Here is an 18,526-nt window from a genome sequence, read left to right on the forward strand (position 1 = left end):
CGACCCTGTTGGCGGTCGTTGGTCGGCGACAGAACGTCATTCGTCGACAAAGGCCGATCATCGGCAGGGCAAGCGAAGCTGTCTTGCGGGGGGCGGGGCTCGGCCCTAGATCAAGGGGCATGATCATTGCCAAAACCAGTCTGGACCTGATCGGCAATACGCCGCTCGTCCTGCTCAAAGGCCCCAGCGAAGCGACCGGCTGCGAAATCTGGGGCAAGTGCGAATATGCCAACCCCGGCGGATCGGTGAAGGATCGCGCGGCGCTCTATATCGTCCGCGACGCCGAAGCAAATGGCAGCCTGGCGCCCGGCGGCACGATCGTCGAGGGGACGGCGGGCAATACGGGAATCGGGCTTGCGCTTGTCGCCAATGCGCTCGGTTATCGAACGATCATAGTCATGCCCGACAATCAGAGCGCGGAGAAGATGGCGACGATCCGTGCCCTGGGTGCGGAGCTGGTGCTCGTCCCGCCCGCGCCCTTCGCCAATCCCGGCCATTTCGTTCACACATCGCGCCGTATCGCCGAGGAAACCGATAATGCGATCTGGGCCAACCAGTTCGACAATATCGCCAACCGCAAGGCGCATGTCTGCGGCACCGCCGAGGAAATATGGGCTCAGATGGATGGGCGGATCGACGGTTTCACTTGCGCCGCGGGGACCGGCGGGACAATCGCGGGGACCGGGCTGGGACTGAAGGCGCATGATGCGAATATCACTATCGCGCTCACCGACCCGCACGGCGCGGGGCTTTATAATTATTATCAGTGCGGCGAATTGAAGGCTGAGGGGTCGAGCGTCGCCGAAGGCATTGGACAGAATCGGATCACCGCGAACCTCGATGGCGCGCCGATAGATACTCAGTTCCGTATCTCGGATGCCGAAGGGCTTGCGGTGGTGCGCCGCCTGCTCGACGAGGAGGGGCTGTGCCTTGGCCTCTCTTCGGGGATCAATGTCGCCGGTGCGATGGCGCTGGCTCGGGAATTGGGGCCGGGAAAGCGCATCGCCACCATTCTTTGCGATAGCGGATTTCGTTACCTGTCAACGCTCTACAATCCCGAGTGGTTGGCAAGCAAAGGGCTGCAGACCGCGGCATGAGTGTTCGTATCGAAAATAGCAGTCCGCCATCGACAGAGAGGCCGCCCGCCACGCGGCCTTTGCCTTCGGAGCCGCCCGTCCACGACACGATGCGCCGGTTGCAGATCGGCATCGCCGGGGTGCTCACCGTGTTGCTGCTTGTCGGAATGGCGGGGCTGATCGGCGACCGGGCGCGCGAACAGGTGGCCGCCGAAGGGCAGGCCAATGCGAAGGTCGAGATGCCCGGCGAAGGAAAAGCTGGCAGCGCCCCCCTCGAAGAACTGGGGGTGCAGCCCGTGTCGCCCTCGTCGAAGGATGAAAATGTCGGGACGTCGATAAAGGTGCCACAGGCGGTTGCGCCGACAGCTACCGTTCCGGACCTCGAACCCGACCCCGAACTCGAACGCGCACGCCAGTCGGCACCGTGACGGCGGCATTGCGCAGCCCCTTGCTGCGTGCCGTGTCCGTGGCGGGGATACTTGTTGCGCTGGCGTGGGCTGTCGGCGGCCAGGCGCTGCTCGGTCGGATCGACCCGGCGCTCGCGGTGCCGCTGCTCGCGCCGCCGATGCTCCTGCTCGGCTGGTGGCAGCGCCGCGAAGCGGGCCGGGTGCGCACACGCACCGCATTGCTCGCGCTGGGGCTGATCGCTGCTGCGCAGGCGCTGCTTGCTTTCTTTCTCGCCGGATCAATTGCGCCGCGCCAGCTGGTGTTGGTGATGCTGGCGAGCGCCGCCGCCGCCTGGATCGCCGATGCGCTCATGCAGTGGCGCGCGCCTGTCCGCTTCCTGCCGGCGTTTGCCGCGCTGGCGTTCGTTCCCGCCTGGTTCGGGGCAGGGCATGTGCTGCTCGCGATGCTCTATCGGCCGGCCGCGGCGCCGGGCGCGGCGCCGTCCGCAACGATGCTCACCGGCCTGCCGCTGCGCTGGGGGGACGGCGGCAGCCTCGCCGGGATGATTGCCGAGGGGGCGAGCGACGATCCGGCGCTCGCCCGGCTGGAGGCGCTTGGCCCAACGTCGCTCGTCGACAGTCTCGTCGATCATGTGCCGCCGCCCGGCGGCGCCCTGCTGCTCGCGCATCCGCGTGCGCTGGCGCCGCAGGACCTGGTCGCGATCGATGCCTTCGTTCGCGGCGGCGGGCGGGCGGTCGTCCTCGCCGACGCGCTGTCGGGCTGGCCGCCGCCGCACGCGCTCGGCGATCCGCGCAACCCGCCGGTGACGAGCCTGCTGACCCCTTTGCTCGACCATTGGGAAATCAGCCTGAGCGCCGCGCCGCCCGATGAGAAGGCGCCCTTGGCCGTGGCGGTCGAGGGCGCGCGGCTGCGCCTGTCGAGCGCGGGGCGCTTCGACCGGCTTCCGGCGACGTGCCGCGCCTTTGCCGATGCGCGGATCGCCCGGTGCCGGATTGATGCGGGCGAGGCGTGGCTCGTTGGCGACGCCGACCTGCTTTTTGAGCCGCTCTGGCGCCCGCTTGTGCCCGGCGCCGATCATCTGCGCCAGGCCGATACGATGGAGTGGGTCGCCGCCCGGCTGTGGCGCGGCGCCGGGTCGGCCGCACTGCGCCCCCAGTGGATTTCAATCCCCGCGCGCTGAGTCGCGCTTTTCGACCCAATTGCCCGATCCGACCCCGTTGCACGACGCTTCTTTGCTTCGTGGGGCCCTTTGCTGCCCGATTTCAGGGACCTTTTGGAGCAAAATGGGGTGATATTCCCTAGTTCACCCTAAAATACCCCTTTTCACCCCGATCTATAGTTGATAACCAGATTGGCGGAGAGGGGCATTCTCCACCCGCGCCGAATCAACCGGATTTTCGCGATTCCGGGGACGGGAAAGTTTTGCCCGGTGACGCAAGGCAGGGGGCAGAGCGATGGCGATTGTGACGCCCGGCCAATATGCGGGCACCAATTTCGCCGCGATCGATGGCAAGGGGCGCATCGCCGTCCCGTCGCAGTTCCGCAATAATGTGCCCCTCAATGCGGACGGTCAGCGCGTACTATGGGTCGGTTTTCACGAAAAATTGCCGTGCCTCGTCGCCTATGGTCAGGATCAGTACGACCGGCTGAACGGTGAGATCGAGCGCGACCGTGAAACCGCGCGGCTCCGCAACCTCGATTTCGACGAAGACAATGAGTTCAAGAAACGCTTCAGCTATACCGAGCCCTATACGCTCGACGACAGCGGGCGTTTCCTTCCCAGCTTCATCCACCGCGACCGCGTCGGCGATGCCGGCGCGACGGCGTTTGTGGGGTCGGGCCGCCGCCTCGAAATCTGGTGGCTATCGACTTTGGCCGAATGCGCCGAGGCCGACCCGGTGCTCCGCCGCCTCGCCGCCTCGTGGGAGCAGGCGAAAGGAAAGGGGCGCAAGTGACCGACCTTTCCCCCGGCCTGCCTCGGGATCCCCGTCACGACCCGGTCCTCCGTGAAGAAGTCATCGCCGCGCTCGCCATTGCCCCGGGCGAGCGCCATGTCGATGCGACGTTCGGCGCCGGCGGCTATACGCGCGCGATGCTTGCGGCGGGCGCCGATGTCATTGCGTGCGACCGCGATCCCGATGCGATCGCCGAAGGGCAGGCGCTTGTTGCCGAAGCCGGCGGCAGGTTGATGCTGATTCACGGTCGCTTCGGCGAGATCGACCGGCTGCTCGCCGAGCGTGGAATCGACGCGGTTGACGGCATCACCTTCGACATTGGCGTCTCGTCGATGCAGCTCGACCGCGATGAGCGCGGCTTCTCCTTCCAGAAGGACGGCCCGCTCGACATGCGTATGGCGCAGGAGGGCGAAAGCGCCGCCGACTGGCTCAACCGCGCCGACGAGGGCGAGATTGCCGACGTGCTCTTTCACTATGGCGACGAGCGCCAGTCGCGCCGCATCGCGCGCGCGATCGTCGCGGCGCGCCCGCTGACGCGCACCGCCGAACTCGCAAGCGTGATCCGCAAGGCGCTGCGCGTGCCCCCCGGCGCGCCGAAGGATCCGGCGACAAAAAGCTTTCAGGCGATCCGTATCCACATCAACCGCGAACTTGACGAACTGGTTGAGGGCCTCGCCGCTGCGGAGCGCGTCCTGCGCCCCGGCGGCCGGCTTGCGGTTGTCAGCTTTCACAGCACCGAAGACCGGATCGTCAAAAATTTTCTGCGCGAACGCAGCGGCGGCGACGCCGGCGGTTCGCGCCACCGGCCGGCGCCGACTGCGGCAGCGCGGGCGGCGACATTCGAGACCCCGGCGCGAAAGGTGCGGCCGGGCAAGGCCGAAGAGGCACGCAACCCGCGCGCGCGCTCGGCGACGCTGCGCAGCGCGGTGCGCACCGCGGCCCCGGCCTGGTCGGGCAAGGGTCCGGACAACAGGATGAAGGAGGCAATGTCATGCTGATGGCGGCCCGCAAGCTCCAGGGGATCGGCCTGGTCCTGCTCGTGCTCCTCTTTGCGATGATGCTTTATCCGGTATCGCTGAAGGTCGCGGCGACGCGCAGCGAACTGACGCGCATCGAGCGCGACATCGACCGTGCGCGCGACAATATCCGTTACCTGGAATCCGAACTTGCGGTGCGTGCGTCGATGCGCCAGCTCGAACAGTGGAATGCCGAGGCGTTCGGCTATTCGGCGCCCGATGCCGGGCAATATCTGGCGAACGAACGCCAGCTCGCCTCGCTCGACCGATTGCCGCGTGCGCGCGGCGCCCACGAGGTCGCCCCCGTGCTGATGGCGATGGTTTCGCCCGTCGCGCTTCCCGAAGCGCCCAAGGCCAGTCCGGTCGCCGCGAAGCCCGCCCAGGCGTCGCCGACGCCGGCGCCGACTTCCGCACCGACGCGGTCGCTCGCGGCAAAGCCGGTCGTGCTGGCGCAGGCCACCAGCGCCGTACGCAGCGACACGATGCCCCGGATGGCGCCGACGCGCCGCCGTGAACAGTTGAAGATGATCGAGGATCAATTGCTCGCCGAATCGACGCTTGCCGACCTGAAGCGCGCTGCGGCGATCGAAGCGGCAGGAGGATCGTCCGGCCGATGAACACGCTGGTCGTCCGTCCGACCCGGGTGCGCACCGCCGGTGTGCGGCAGCAGATTTTGCTGACCGCGCAGCAGCGGCTGATGATCTTGATGCTGCTGTTCGCGGCGGCCTTTGCGCTTGTGTCGATGCGGCTCGTTTATTTTGCGTTGTTCGATACGTCGTCGGGGAATCGCGCCGGCGGCAGCTTCGTTCCGGCCCGCGCCGACATCGTCGATCGCAACGGCGTGCCGCTCGCGCGCACGATCGACGGCTATTCGATCCGCGTTGTGCCGTCGAAGCTGCTCAACGACCGCAATTATCTGGCGGGCGAGCTGCACCGTATTTTCCCCGACATGTCGCGCGCCGACCTGTTGGCCAAGCTTACCGGGCCGCGGCCGACCTATATCCGCCGCCGCGCCCTGCCCGATCAGGTCGCCGCCGTGAATGCGATCGGCGATGTCGGTTTCGATTTCCCGCGCGAGAAGGAGCGGCTTTATCCGCAACTGACGCTCGCCGCTCACGTGCTCGGCTTTACCAATGCCGAAGGGCATGGCGTCACCGGGGTCGAGGGTGCGTTCGACGGACGGTTGCTCGACAAGGCCACGCGCGGCGAGCCGCTGTCGCTGTCGATCGACGCGCGCGTGCAGGGCGTGCTCGAAAGCGAACTCGGCGCGGCGGTCGCCAATCTGGAGGCGATCGGCGGCGCGGGCATCATTTTGGACGTCCACACGGGCGAGGTCGCGGCGATGACCTCGCTCCCGACTTTCAACCCCAACAAGCTGGCGGGCAGCGATCCGACGACGCGGCGCAACGCCGTCACCTATAATCTTTACGAGCTGGGTTCGACCTTCAAACCATTGTCGATTGCCGCCGCGATCGACAATGGTGCGGTGACGAGCATGGCGCGCCGCTACGATGCGTCGGCGCCGCTGCCGATCGCCGGGTTCCGCATTCGCGACAGCCATCCCGGGCGCTGGTACAATGTACCCGAAACGCTCATTGAAAGCTCGAACATCGCGACCGCGCGCATCGCCGATGACCTCGGCCGCGAGCCGCTCGAAAGGCTGTTCCGCGACCTGCATTTCGACACGCGCCCCGGCATCGAGCTGAAGGAGCGCGCCTTCCCGCTGTGGCCCAAAAACTGGGGGCGCGTCACGACGATGACGACCAGCTATGGTCACGGTATCGCGGTCACGCCGCTGCATCTGGCGAGCGCCTATGCCGCGCTGGTCAACGGCGGCCTCTACCGCCCCGCGACCCTGCTGAAGCTGGAGGATAAGGCGCCGCCCAAGGGGCGCCGCGTTTTCAAGGCGGCGACGAGTGCGCGGATGCGCCAGCTGCTGCGCCTGATCGTATCCGATGGCACGGGCAGGAAGGCCGACGCTCCGGGGTTCCGCGTCGGCGGCAAGACGGGATCGGCCGAAAAGCCGGGCGCCGGCGGCTATCGTCGCCATTCGCTCGTGTCGACATTTGCGGCGGCCTTTCCGATGGACAATCCGCGCTATGTCGTGATCGTCATGATCGACGAACCCAAGGGCAACGCCTATAGTTCGGGGCAGCGCACGGCCGGCTGGACCGCAGCGCCGGTGGTGCGCAAGGTCGTGACGCGCGCCGGCCCGATGCTGGGGGTCTTCCCCGACGAGAGCCGCGATGTGGATGTGTCCGAACTCACGCCGTTGCTGCGGAAAAAAGAGAAGGCGCCCTGATGCGTCTCGCCGCACTTCTGGCGGACAGGGATTGGACGGGTGCCGACCCCGTCATCACCGGCCTGGCGATTGATCATCGCAAGGTGGCGCCGGGAACGATCTTCGGTGCCTTTGTCGGCGAAAAATTCAATGGTGAGGATTTTATCGTGGCGGCGGTCGATGCCGGCGCGGTTGCCGTCGTGGCGCGGCCCGGGGCGAAGGTCGAAGGCGCGGCGCATATCGCCGACGCCAACCCGCGCCGCGCCTTTGCGCATATTGCCGCGCGCTTCTTTCACCGTTTTCCCGCAACCAGCGTTGCGGTTACGGGCACCAACGGCAAGACCTCGACCGTCGAAATGACGCGCCAGCTGTGGCGTATGGCGGGCTTCAACGCGGCGTCGATCGGTACGCTGGGCATCACCACCTCGATCGACAGCGCATCGACCGGCCTCACGACGCCCGACATAGTGACCTTTCTCAGCAATATGTCGGGGCTCGCCGCCGAGGGCGTGACCCACGCCGCCTTCGAGGCGTCTAGCCATGGCCTCGACCAGTATCGCACCGAGGGGCTGCCGGTGAAGGCGGCGGCGTTCACCAACCTCAGCCACGACCATCTCGACTATCATGGCACGATGGAAGCCTATCTTCAGGCGAAGCTCCGTCTGTTCACCGAGGTGGTGGAGCAGGGCGGGACGGCCGTGGTCTGGGCCGACGATGCCTATTCGTACGCGGTGATCGACGCGGTGAAGGCGCGCGGTGTCCGCCTGTCGACCGTTGGCGCCCAGGGCGAAACGCTTCGCCTTGTTTCGCGTGCGCCGACCCAGCTCGGCCAGTCGCTCGTCGTCGCCGCCGGCGACCTCGAACAGAAGGTCCAGCTGCCGCTGATCGGCGCCTATCAGGTCGCAAACGCGCTGGTCGCGGCCGGGCTGGTGATCGCAACGGGCGGCGACCCGGCGCAGACGCTTTCCAATCTCGCACGGCTTCAACCGGTACGCGGACGGCTCGAGCGGGCGGCCATCAGCCGCGTGGGCGCACCCATCTACGTCGACTATGCCCATACCCCCGACGCGATCGAAGCGGCGCTTGATGCGCTGCGTCCCCATGCGACCAGCCGCCTGATCCTGGTGTTCGGGGCCGGGGGCGACCGCGATCAGGCGAAGCGTCCGGAGATGGGGCGGGTTGCCGCCGCCAAGGCCGACCTTCTGTTCATTACCGACGACAATCCGCGCGGCGAAGACCCTGCTGCCATTCGCAGCGCGATTGCCGCCGCCGCCCCCGACGCGAGGGTGATCGGCGACCGGCGCGCCGCCATCGCCGCCGCGATTGCCGAGGCGCGCGCTGACGACATCGTCTGCATCGCGGGCAAGGGGCACGAACAGGGCCAGATCGTCGGTCGCGGCGACGCTGTGCGTGTTATTCCCTTCGACGATGTCGCGGTCGCGCGCGAGGCGGCGGCATGAGTCCGCTCTGGACCGCGCGCGCCATCGCTCAGGCGACGGGCGGCACCGCCAGCGCGGATTTCACCGTGAACGGCGTTGCCTTCGACTCGCGCGAGGTCGCGAAGGGCGATCTTTTCGTTGCGATGAAGGGCGAACATGCCGACGGCCACAGCTTCATCGACAAGGCGATCGCCGCGGGGGCCGCGGGCATCGTTTGTGAGACCCCGATCGACCATCCGCATGTGCGGGTCGCCGATAGCGCCGCGGCGCTGAACGCGCTCGGCATTGCATCGCGCGCGCGAAGCCATGGCCGGATCATCGGCGTCACCGGATCGGCAGGCAAGACGGGGACAAAGGAGGCGCTGTTTGCCGCCCTCGACCGCTTTCGGCCCGGCAAGGCGCATCGGTCGGTCAAAAGTTACAATAACCATGTCGGCGTACCGCTCAGCCTCGCGCGGATGCCGTCGACCGTCGATTATGGCGTTTTTGAAATGGGCATGAACCATGCGGGCGAACTCGCCGAACTGACCCGCATGGTTCGGCCGCACGCCGCCATCGTCACCACCATCGCGCCGGCGCATATGGAATTTTTCGGCAGCGAAGAAGCGATTGCCGACGCAAAGGGTGAGATTTTCGAGGGGCTGGAGCCTGGCGGTACCGCGATCATTCCTTTTGACAGCCCGCATTATGCACGGCTGCGCGCCAAGGCGGAGCATCATGCGGCGCACATCGTCAGCTTTGGGTTGAACGAAGGCGCCGACGTGCGCGCGGTCGACTGGTTGCCCGACGGGCGGGGCGGGTCGCTCGTCACCGCGCAGGTGCAGGATTCGCTCCTCTGCTTCACCATCGCCCAGGCGGGGGCGCATTGGGTCGCCAATTCGCTCGCGGTGCTGGCGGCGGTAAAGGCGGTCGGCGGCGACCTGCCTGCCGCGGGTCTTGCCTTCGCCGAGATGGCGGGGCTCGCAGGGCGCGGCGCGCGTCACCGAATTGCTGTGACCGGCGGGCATATTCTGGTCATCGACGAAAGCTATAACGCCAACCCCGCGTCGATGGCTGCGACCATCGGGGGGCTGGCCAACGAATCTGCCGAGCGCCGGGTGGCGATTCTCGGCGCGATGCGCGAGCTGGGTGAACGGAGCGACGCCTATCATGCGGCGCTCGCCGCTCCGCTCGTCGCTGCGGGAGTGCAATTCGCCCTGCTTGTCGGGCCGGAAATGGCGCCGCTCGCCAAAGCGCTTGAGGGGCAGATGGATTTCGCGCATGTGGCCGCGCACTCGGCCGCGGTGGAACGGCTGAAAGACCTGATCCGTCCGGGTGACGTGGTGCTGGTCAAGGGTTCTAACAGCGTCGGCCTGTCGCATGTCGTGACGGCGCTGACCGACGGGGATTATTGATGCTGTATTGGCTGGCGGAATGGCTTGGCTTTCCGGGGGCGCTCAATCTCATCCGCTATCTGAGCTTTCGCTCGGGCGCGGCGGTTGCGACGGCGATGATCCTCGGCCTCTGGATCGGGCCGCGCTTCATCCTGATGCTGCGGATGCGGCAGGGCAAGGGACAGCCGATCCGCGACGACGGCCCGCAAAGCCATCTTGCAAAAAAGGGCACGCCGACGATGGGCGGGCTGATGATCCTCATTTCGCTGATGATCTCCGCCCTGCTCTGGATGGACCTGTCCAACCGGTTCGTCTGGGCGTGCCTGTTCGTCACCGCGGGGTTCGCGGTCGTCGGCTTCCTCGACGATTATGACAAAGTCACCAAGTCGAGCCATCGCGGTATTCCGGGGCGGGTAAGGCTGCTGATCGAGTTTCTGATCGCGGGCGCGGCAGTTCTGCTGATCGTCTCGCGCACCGGCACCGACCTTTATCTGCCCTTTTTCAACGATGTGGTCATTCCGCTCGGACCGCTCTATTATGTCTTTGCGATGGTGCTCATCGTCGGATTCGGCAATGCGGTGAACCTGACCGACGGGCTCGACGGGCTTGCGACCTTTCCGGTGATCATCGCCAGCCTGACCTTCCTCGTCATCGTATATCTGTCGGGCAATGTGAAGTTCGCCGAATATCTGGGCATCCCGCATGTTCCGGGCGCGGGCGAACTGGCGGTCTTTGCCGCGGCGATCATCGGCGCGTGCCTGGCCTTCCTGTGGTTCAATGCGCCGCCCGCCGCAGTGTTCATGGGCGATACCGGCAGCCTTGCTCTCGGCGGCGCGCTTGCGACGATCGCGGTGACGGCGCAGCACGAACTCGTGCTCGTCCTCGTCGGCGGGCTGTTTGTGGTCGAGGCACTGTCGGTGATCATTCAGGTCTTCTGGTACAAGCGCACCGGCAAGCGCGTGTTCCGCATGGCGCCGATCCATCATCATTTCGAACAATTGGGCTGGCCCGAATCCACCGTCGTCGTTCGCTTCTGGATCGTCTCGATCGTCCTGGCGCTTGCGGGACTCGCGACCTTGAAACTGCGGTGATCACCTCGCGCGCCTTTGCCGGCCGCCGCTATGCGGTGCTGGGGCTGGCGCGCTCGGGTCTTGCGAGTGTCGAGGCGCTTGTCGCCAGCGGCGCCGGCGTGACCGCGTGGGACGAGCGCGAAGAGGCGCGCGACGCGGCGATGGCCCTGGGCGCCGACATCGGCAACCCGCTCGACATTGATCTTATCGGCTTTGCGGGTGTGGTCGTCTCGCCGGGCGTACCGCTCAATCGTCACCCGATCGCGGCGCACGCCAGGGAAGCGCATGTTCCCATCATCGGCGACATCGAGCTTTTTGCCGAGGCGCAAAGCGACCTGCCGCGCCACAAGGTCGTCGGCATCACGGGAACCAACGGCAAGTCGACCGTCACCGCGCTTGTCGCCCACATGCTCGAAAGTGCGGGGGTGCCTGCACTGATGGGCGGCAACATCGGCCTCCCGATTCTGACGCGCGAACCGCTCCCCGAAGGCGGAGTCTATGTTCTCGAACTGTCGAGTTATCAGATCGACCTTTCGCACAGCCTTGCCTGCGACGTGGCGGTGCTCACCAACATCAGCCCCGACCATCTCGACCGCTATGACGGGTTCGAGGGTTATGCCGCATCGAAAGCCCGGCTGTTCAGCCTCCAGCACCGCGATCAGGTCGCGGTGATCGCCATCGACGACGACCCGTCGAAAATGATCGCGAGCCGGGTGAACCATCGCCTTCACCGCGTCTCCGCCAAGGACATCGACCCCGCCGATCAGGCGCGCTGGCCCGCGCTGCAAGGCCCGCACAACGCGCAGAACGCGGTCTGCGCGATCGCGGTGTGCCGTGTGCTGGGGCTGAACGATGACGCGATCGAACGCGGCCTTGCGACCTTCCGGTCGCTGCCGCACCGCATGGAATTGGTCGGCGAAGCCCATGGCGCCCGCTGGTATAACGACAGCAAGGCGACCAACGCGGCTTCCGCTGCACCGGCGCTGGCGGCTTTTCCGCCGGCGCCGGACCAGCGTTTGCACTGGATCGCGGGCGGACAGGCAAAGGGCGACGGGCTGGCGGCGTGCCGTCCCTGGTTCGGCCATGTCAGGCGTGCCTACCTGATCGGCGAAGCGATGGAGCCCTTCGCCGCCGAGATCGGCGATGCGATTCCCCTCGAACGATCGGGCGAGTTGGCGCGCGCGGTGAAACAGGCGGCCGCGGCGGTGCGGCCCGGCGACGTCGTGCTGCTGTCGCCGGCCTGTGCGTCGTTCGATCAGTTCAAGGATTATGAAGCGCGCGGCGAAGCCTTCCGCGCCGCGGTCGAGGCATTGGACCTATGAGCGGGGGGGACAATATGGATGCCACCGAACGCCCTGTCATCGCGGCCGCGCGGACGACGAAACGGCGCGGTCCGCGCTTCAGCCGCGCCGACCGCACGCCGCTCGGCCTGTGGTTCTGGGAAATCGACCGCGTGCTGTTGCTGTTCGTATCGATGCTGATCGCGATCGGGCTGGTCGCGGTGGCCGCCGCTTCTCCGGTCGCGGCCCAAAAGCTGTCGACGAGCAGCGCATCGCTCGACCCGCTCTATTATTTCTATCGCCAGCTGATGTGGGTGATCGTCGGGGTGCCGGTGATGTTGGCCGTGTCGATGCTGCCCAAGCCGCAGGCGCGGCGCTTCGCGATCTACGGCACGATCCTCTTCATGGCGCTGCTGTTCCTCGTGCCGCTGGCAGGGACCTCGGTGAACGGCGCGCAGCGCTGGATCGGCAGCGGCGTCTTTCGTTTGCAGCCATCGGAGTTCCTCAAGCCCTTTTTCGCGGTGTCGCTGGCGTGGATATTGTCGTTGCGGCTCCACGACCAGAGCCTGCCCGTCGTCCCGCTCGCCGCGGCGCTGACGGGGGTGATCGCGCTGCTCCTGATGGGCCAGCCCGACCTTGGGCAGACGGTGATTTTCGCCGCGACCTGGTTTGTGCTCGTGCTCGTTGCCGGGCTGCCGATGCGGATCATGGGAATGCTGGCGGGCGCGGGCGTCGCCGGGCTGATCCTCGCCTATTTCTTCTATCCCGTGGCACAGCAGCGCATCAACATCTGGCTTTTCGCCGAAGGCGACAGTTTTCAGGTCGACAAGGCGCACGCGACGCTGACCGCGGGGGGGCTCACCGGCACCGGTCCAGGCGCGGGGCTCGCCAAATTCCAGCTGCCCGAAGCGCATACCGATTATATCTTCTCGGTGATCGGCGAAGAGTTCGGGATGATCGCGTGCGTCGCGATCGCCATCCTCTATCTGGCGATCATCGTCCGCGTGCTCGTCCGCCTGCTCGACGAGGAAGACAGTTTCCTCATCCTGGCGGTCGCCGGGCTCATCGCGCAGTTCGGCGGACAGGCGGTGATCAACATGGCGGTGAATACACAGATCTTCCCGTCGAAGGGGATGACCCTGCCTTTCATCAGCTATGGCGGCTCTTCCTTTATCGCCTTGTCGATCGGCATGGGTTTGCTCTTGTCGCTGACCCGGCGAAACCCCTATGCGGCGCGCATATCAATGACGCGCAACTGGAACAGGAAATGACCGCAACTCGCCACTTTCTTCTCGCGGCCGGCGGGACAGGGGGACATATGTTGCCCGCCTATGCGCTCGGCCGCGAACTGATTGCGCGCGGACACCGCGTCGCCTTGGTCAGCGACGACCGCGGGCTGAAAATTCCCGGCGCGCCCGCCGAAATGACGACGCATATGCTTCCCGCGGGGCGCGCGTCAGGCGGGCCGGTCGGCTGGATCAAGGGGGCGCTCGCGATCCGCAAGGGGCGCGCCCAGGCGATCGAGCTGATCCGCGACTTCGACCCCGCGGTTGTCGTTGGTTTCGGCGGCTATCCCTCGCTGCCCAGCCTGCTGGCGGCCGGGGCGACGAAGCGGCCGCGCGTGATCCACGAACAAAATGCGGTGCTCGGCCGCGTCAACCGGCTGATGGCGCCGCGCGTCGACGCGGTCGCGGTCGCCTATCACCATATTCAGCGCTACCCGGCCGGGCACGAGCTGAAAAAACATATCACCGGCAATCCTGTGCGCGACGAGATTGTGGCGATTCGCGAAGACGGTTTTCCGCCGCTGCTGAGTGACGGCATCTTTCGCCTGCTTGTCGTGGGGGGGAGCCTCGGCGCGACGGTGCTGAGCGAGGTGGTGCCCGCGGCGATTGCGATGCTGCCGCGCGCGCTGCTCGACCGGCTGCAGATCGTCCAGCAATGCCGCGAGGACGATCTGGAGGCGGTGCGCGCCAAATATGCCGAGCTTGGCGTTGCCGCCGAATGCGCACCTTACATTCACGATTTCCCGGAGCGGCTGCGCTGGGCCCATATGGTTATCGCGCGCGCAGGCGCATCGACCGTGGCCGAACTCGCGTGCGCGGGCCGTCCGGCGATCTTCGTGCCCTATCCGCATGCGATGGACGATCACCAGACCCATAATGTCGTCGATCTGGTCGAGGCGGGCGGCGCGATTTCGTTCCAGCAGCCGGTGTTTACCGCGGGAGAGGTCGCGAAGCATATTCAGCGCATGGCGCTCGAACCCGGTGCGCTCGAAGAGGCGGCCGAGCGCGCCGCCGGCTGCGGGCTTCCGGATGCGACGCGTGACCTTGCCGATCTGGTCGAATCCTTTGCGGCGCCGCCGATGATGGACGTGATCCGTGTCGGCGCATCGACGCAGCGCGCGGCATCGGGCGTCGCCGCGGCGCGCCGGGAGGCGAAGTGATGCGCGGCGTTGCCACCGACATCGGCACCATCCACTTCATCGGCATCGGCGGCATCGGCATGTCGGGGATTGCCGAGGTGATGCACAACCTCGGCTATCGGGTGCAGGGCAGCGACATCGCCGACTCCTATGTCGTCGAGGGGCTGCGCAAACGCGGCATCAAGGTGGCGATCGGCCATGCGTCCGAAAATGTCGATGGCGTCGCGGTGGTCGTCACCTCGACCGCCGTGCAGCGCGGCAATCCGGAGGTGGAGGCTGCCTTGGCCAGCCGCATCCCGCTCGTCCGCCGTGCCGAAATGCTCGCCGAACTGATGCGCCTTAAATCCACCGTCGCGATCGCGGGCACGCATGGCAAGACGACCACAACCAGCCTCGTCGCCGCGTTGCTCGACGCGGGCGGGATCGACCCGACGGTTATCAACGGCGGGATCATCAACAATTACGGATCGAATGCGCGGCTCGGCGCGTCGGACTGGATGGTGGTCGAGGCCGACGAAAGCGACGGCAGCTTCCTGCGCCTCGACGGGACGATTGCGGTCGTCACCAACATCGATCCCGAACATCTCGACCATTATGGCAGCTTCGACGCGATCAAGGATGCCTTTGTCGAATTTATCGAGAATGTGCCCTTCTATGGCGCCGCGATGCTGTGCCTCGACCATCCCGAGGTGCAGGCGATCATCCCCCGCATCCGCGACCGGCGGATTATTACGTACGGCTTTTCGGCGCAGGCCGACGTGCGGGGAACGAATGTGACGCCCGGCCCCGACGGCAACCGCTTCGACGTCGTCGTACGCGACCGCGACGGGGGCAGCCGCACGATCGAGGGCATCCATCTACCGATGTCGGGACGCCACAATGTCCAGAACGCGCTCGCGGCGGTCGCAGTGGCGTTGCACATGGGTGTTTCCGACGAAAAGATCGCATCGGGCTTCAACGGTTTTGCCGGGGTCAAGCGGCGTTTCACCAAGGTGGGCGAGATTCCGGTGGATGGGGGCGTCGTCACGGTGATCGACGATTATGCCCATCACCCGGTCGAAATTCGCGCCGTGCTGTCGGCCGCGCGCGAGGGGGCGGGCGCAGGGCGCGTCGTCGGCGTCGTCCAGCCGCACCGTTTCACGCGCCTGCGTGATCATATGGACGATTTCCAACAGGCGTTTAACGACGCCGACATGGTGATTGCCCTGCCAGTCTATGCTGCGGGCGAAGCGCCGATTGACGGCGTGTCGTCCGACGCGCTGACCCAGGGGCTGCGCGATCGCGGTCATCGTCATGCGCAGGTCGTCGCCGACGTGGACGCGCTCGCGGCCAGCATCGCTGCGAGCATCAGGGCGGGCGAACTCGGCGCGGGCGATATGATCATCTGTCTCGGCGCGGGCGACATTACCAAGATGGCGGCAGGATTGGCGCTCGCGGTGGAGGGGGCGTGACTGTTGAAACCCTTCCCGCCGTTCGCGGCAAGCTCACGGTGAAGGCGCCGCTGGCGCCGCTCGTCTGGTTCAAGTCGGGCGGCCCTGCCGACTGGCTGTTCGAACCCAAGGACGCCGACGATCTCGCCGATTTCCTGCGCGACCTCGATACCGCGATCCCGGTGATGGCGCTGGGCCTCGGCTCAAATCTCATCGTCCGCGACGGCGGCTTTCCGGGCGTCGTCGTCCGACTGGGCAAGGCCTTTGCAAAGGTCGAAGTTCTTGACGGAACGACGCTGCGCTGCGGCGGGGGCACGTCGGGTATTCTCGTTTCGTCGACCGCGCGCGACGCGGGTATTGCGGGAATGGAGTTCCTGCGATCGATCCCCGGCACTGTCGGCGGCTTCGTGCGCATGAATGGCGGCGCTTATGGCAGCGAGGTCAAGGACATATTGGTCGAAGCCGACATCATCCTGCGCTCGGGCGAACGCCAGACGCTCGCGCTCGCCGATCTCGGCTATACCTATCGCCACAGCGAATTGCCTGAAGGCGCGGTCGTGGTCGCGGCGACCTTCCGCGGCCGACCCGGCGAGGCGCAAGCCATCCAGGCCGAAATGGACCGCATCTCTGCGAGCCGCGAAGCTTCGCAGCCGCTGCGATCGAAAACGGGGGGGTCGACCTTCAAAAACCCCGACGGGCACAGGGCTTGGGCTCTTGTCGACGAGGCCGGGTGCCGCGGCCTGACGGTCGGCGGCGCGCAGGTCAGCGAGAAGCACACCAATTTCCTGATCAACACCGGCACGGCGACAAGCGCGGACATCGAGGCGCTGGGCGAAGAAGTCCGCCGCCGGGTGAAGGACAAGAGCGGCATCGAACTGCAATGGGAGATTCAACGCGTGGGTAAGCCCGAATGAGCCGGGGTCCGTGGCATGTCGCCGTCCTGATGGGCGGCTGGTCCGCCGAACGCGAAGTGTCGCTGATGAGCGGCAACGGCGTCGCCGACGCGCTCGAATCGCGCGGGCATCGGGTGACGCGGATCGACATGGATCGCGATGTCGCGCTGCGCCTTGCCGAGGCGAAGCCCGATGTCGTGTTCAACGCGCTCCACGGCGTTCCGGGGGAGGACGGGACGGTGCAGGGGATGCTCGACCTGATGGGCCTCAAATACACCCACAGCGGCCTCGTCACGTCGGTGATCGCGATCGACAAGGAATTGACGAAGCAGGCGCTGGTGCCGCATGGTGTGCCCATGCCGACGGGGTTGATGGTCGACAGCGAAAGCCTGTTTTCAAAAGACCCGCTGCCGCGTCCCTATGTCCTCAAACCCGTCAACGAAGGATCGTCGGTCGGCGTCGCGATCGTCAAGGACGACAGCAATTACGGCAACCCGATCGCGCGCGATGCCGTGGGGCCGTGGCAGGAGTTCGACCGCCTGCTCGCCGAACCGTTCATCAAGGGGCGCGAGCTGACCGTAGCGGTGCTGGGCGACCGGCCGCTCGCCGTCACCGAACTGCGCGTCAAATCGGGTTTTTACGACTATGACGCGAAATATACCGATGGACTGACCGAGCATGTCTGTCCCGCCGACGTGCCCGATGAAATCGCCGAACGGATGAAGGAACTGGCGCTGAAGGCGCATCGCCTGCTCGGCTGCAAGGGCGCCTCGCGCTCCGATTTTCGCTGGGACGACGAACATGGCCTTGCGGGCATTTTCCTTCTTGAGGTCAATACCCAGCCGGGCATGACGCCGCTCAGCCTTGTGCCCGAACAGGGGCGCGCCGTCGGCATGGACTATGCCGAGCTTGTCGAACGCATCGTGGGGGAAGCGCTGGCATGAGCAGTACGAGGATCAAGCGCGCGAAGGCGCCGCCGCGGCGGCCCGCACGCGCGCCGAAGAAGCGGCGCAAGGTTCAGCAATCGCGGCTCAACGCGATCATCAACGCGCTGCCGATCAGCCCGCAGCGGCTTCAGAAGGTCGCCAACTGGACGGTCGGCCTTGGTCTGTTCGCCATCGCGGGTCTCGCCGCACATGCGACGGGCGTGACCGCCAAGGTGCACGAGGAATGGGCCCAGGCGGTCGGCCGTGCCGGCTTTCAGGTAAAGAAGGTCGAAGTCGTCGGCGCCGACCGTATCGACCGGCTGAAAGTCTATGACATCGCGCTCGCGCAGAAGGACCGGTCGATGGCTGCCGTCGACCTGGAGGATGTGCGCGGCGACCTGATGCGCTATGGCTGGATCAAGGATGCGCGCGTGTCGCGCCGCCTGCCCGATACGCTGGTCGTCGACATCGTCGAACGCACCCCGGCCGCGATCTGGCAGCATTCGGGCAAGCTGTCGCTGATCGACGAAAAGGGCGTCGTGCTGGAACCCGTCACCGTCGCGACCATGCCCGACCTGCCGCTTGTCATCGGTCCAAAGGCGAACCAGCGTTCGCAGGACCTCGCCCGCTTGCTTGCCGAAGCGAGCAGCCTCAAGGAATTGCTCGCGGGCGCAACCTGGGTCGGCAATCGCCGCTGGGATCTGCGCTTTCGCAGCGGCGAGACGCTCTCGCTGCCCGAAGGCGAGGAAGCGGCGAAGGCCGCGCTCGCCAAATTCGCGCATATGGACGGCGCCAACCGGTTGCTCGGCCGCGGCATATTGCGTTTCGATATGCGCGACCCCGCGCGTTTCGTGCTCCGTCTGCCGCATGAGGGACAGGTCGCGCCCGCGAAGCTCGACGAGGCGCGCGCGGCGGTCGATGCGGTCGCCGCCAGCCGGATGAACAAGGGGTAGG

At 66.4% G+C, this 18,526-nt stretch carries 17 protein-coding genes; all 17 read left to right on the top strand.

The genetic code is table 11. The annotated features are described in order from the left end of the window. The first annotated feature begins 119 nt into the window (after window positions 1–119). The 17 genes from RIA72_RS05265 (at window position 120) to RIA72_RS05345 (ending at window position 18,525) form a co-directional block, all read left to right on the top strand. Window positions 120–1,097 carry a cysteine synthase A gene (locus RIA72_RS05265; RefSeq protein WP_350031270.1) on the top strand — a complete coding sequence of 326 codons (978 nt, stop codon included), beginning with the start codon at window positions 120–122 and terminating at the stop codon, window positions 1,095–1,097. Continuing rightward, complete coding sequence (locus tag RIA72_RS05270; protein WP_350031271.1) at window positions 1,094–1,504, top strand: hypothetical protein; 411 nt, start codon at window positions 1,094–1,096, stop codon at window positions 1,502–1,504. Before RIA72_RS05265 ends, RIA72_RS05270 begins: the two co-directional genes overlap by 4 nt. 20 nt (window positions 1,505–1,524) lie before the next feature. Beyond that, window positions 1,525–2,664, top strand: coding sequence for a Gldg family protein (locus RIA72_RS05275; protein ID WP_350031272.1), 1,140 nt, complete (start codon window positions 1,525–1,527; stop codon window positions 2,662–2,664). A gap of 274 nt (window positions 2,665–2,938) precedes the next feature. Then, on the top strand, window positions 2,939–3,439 hold the full coding sequence (locus tag RIA72_RS05280) for a division/cell wall cluster transcriptional repressor MraZ (RefSeq protein WP_350031273.1): 501 nt from the start codon (window positions 2,939–2,941) through the stop codon (window positions 3,437–3,439). Further along, a complete protein-coding gene (rsmH, locus tag RIA72_RS05285) occupies window positions 3,436–4,437 on the top strand; it encodes a 16S rRNA (cytosine(1402)-N(4))-methyltransferase RsmH (RefSeq protein WP_350031274.1) in 1,002 nt (333 codons plus the stop codon). The genes RIA72_RS05280 and rsmH overlap by 4 nt, the downstream gene beginning before the upstream one ends. Next, window positions 4,431–5,072, top strand: coding sequence for a hypothetical protein (locus RIA72_RS05290; protein WP_350031275.1), 642 nt, complete (start codon window positions 4,431–4,433; stop codon window positions 5,070–5,072). Before rsmH ends, RIA72_RS05290 begins: the two co-directional genes overlap by 7 nt. Then, window positions 5,069–6,757: a peptidoglycan D,D-transpeptidase FtsI family protein gene (locus RIA72_RS05295; protein WP_350031276.1), complete on the top strand. Its 1,689-nt coding sequence runs from the start codon at window positions 5,069–5,071 to the stop codon at window positions 6,755–6,757. Before RIA72_RS05290 ends, RIA72_RS05295 begins: the two co-directional genes overlap by 4 nt. Next, entirely contained in the window at window positions 6,757–8,196 is a 1,440-nt protein-coding gene (locus tag RIA72_RS05300; RefSeq protein ID WP_350031277.1) for a UDP-N-acetylmuramoyl-L-alanyl-D-glutamate--2,6-diaminopimelate ligase, read from the top strand. Before RIA72_RS05295 ends, RIA72_RS05300 begins: the two co-directional genes overlap by 1 nt. After that, the gene (locus RIA72_RS05305) at window positions 8,193–9,569 is read left to right on the top strand and encodes a UDP-N-acetylmuramoyl-tripeptide--D-alanyl-D-alanine ligase (RefSeq protein WP_350031278.1); all 1,377 of its coding nucleotides are present in this window, start codon (window positions 8,193–8,195) and stop codon (window positions 9,567–9,569) included. Before RIA72_RS05300 ends, RIA72_RS05305 begins: the two co-directional genes overlap by 4 nt. Beyond that, window positions 9,569–10,639, top strand: a complete 1,071-nt coding sequence (gene mraY / locus RIA72_RS05310; protein ID WP_350031279.1) for a phospho-N-acetylmuramoyl-pentapeptide-transferase — start codon at window positions 9,569–9,571, stop codon at window positions 10,637–10,639. Before RIA72_RS05305 ends, mraY begins: the two co-directional genes overlap by 1 nt. Beyond that, on the top strand, window positions 10,636–11,940 hold the full coding sequence (gene murD, locus RIA72_RS05315) for a UDP-N-acetylmuramoyl-L-alanine--D-glutamate ligase (RefSeq protein ID WP_350031280.1): 1,305 nt from the start codon (window positions 10,636–10,638) through the stop codon (window positions 11,938–11,940). Before mraY ends, murD begins: the two co-directional genes overlap by 4 nt. 14 nt (window positions 11,941–11,954) lie before the next feature. Further along, the gene (locus RIA72_RS05320; protein ID WP_350031281.1) at window positions 11,955–13,169 is read left to right on the top strand and encodes an FtsW/RodA/SpoVE family cell cycle protein; all 1,215 of its coding nucleotides are present in this window, start codon (window positions 11,955–11,957) and stop codon (window positions 13,167–13,169) included. Beyond that, a complete protein-coding gene (gene murG / locus RIA72_RS05325; RefSeq protein ID WP_350031282.1) occupies window positions 13,166–14,344 on the top strand; it encodes an undecaprenyldiphospho-muramoylpentapeptide beta-N-acetylglucosaminyltransferase in 1,179 nt (392 codons plus the stop codon). The genes RIA72_RS05320 and murG overlap by 4 nt, the downstream gene beginning before the upstream one ends. Beyond that, a complete protein-coding gene (gene murC, locus RIA72_RS05330; RefSeq protein ID WP_350031283.1) occupies window positions 14,344–15,774 on the top strand; it encodes a UDP-N-acetylmuramate--L-alanine ligase in 1,431 nt (476 codons plus the stop codon). The genes murG and murC overlap by 1 nt, the downstream gene beginning before the upstream one ends. Then, window positions 15,771–16,667: a UDP-N-acetylmuramate dehydrogenase gene (gene murB, locus RIA72_RS05335; protein ID WP_350031284.1), complete on the top strand. Its 897-nt coding sequence runs from the start codon at window positions 15,771–15,773 to the stop codon at window positions 16,665–16,667. Before murC ends, murB begins: the two co-directional genes overlap by 4 nt. Further along, window positions 16,664–17,590: a D-alanine--D-alanine ligase gene (locus RIA72_RS05340; RefSeq protein WP_350031285.1), complete on the top strand. Its 927-nt coding sequence runs from the start codon at window positions 16,664–16,666 to the stop codon at window positions 17,588–17,590. The genes murB and RIA72_RS05340 overlap by 4 nt, the downstream gene beginning before the upstream one ends. Then, window positions 17,587–18,525, top strand: coding sequence for a cell division protein FtsQ/DivIB (locus tag RIA72_RS05345; protein ID WP_350031286.1), 939 nt, complete (start codon window positions 17,587–17,589; stop codon window positions 18,523–18,525). The genes RIA72_RS05340 and RIA72_RS05345 overlap by 4 nt, the downstream gene beginning before the upstream one ends. Window position 18,526 lies beyond the last annotated feature (1 nt).

Source organism: Sphingopyxis sp. (assembly GCF_040216815.1).
In the GTDB taxonomy this organism is placed as follows: Bacteria; Pseudomonadota; Alphaproteobacteria; order Sphingomonadales; family Sphingomonadaceae; genus Sphingopyxis.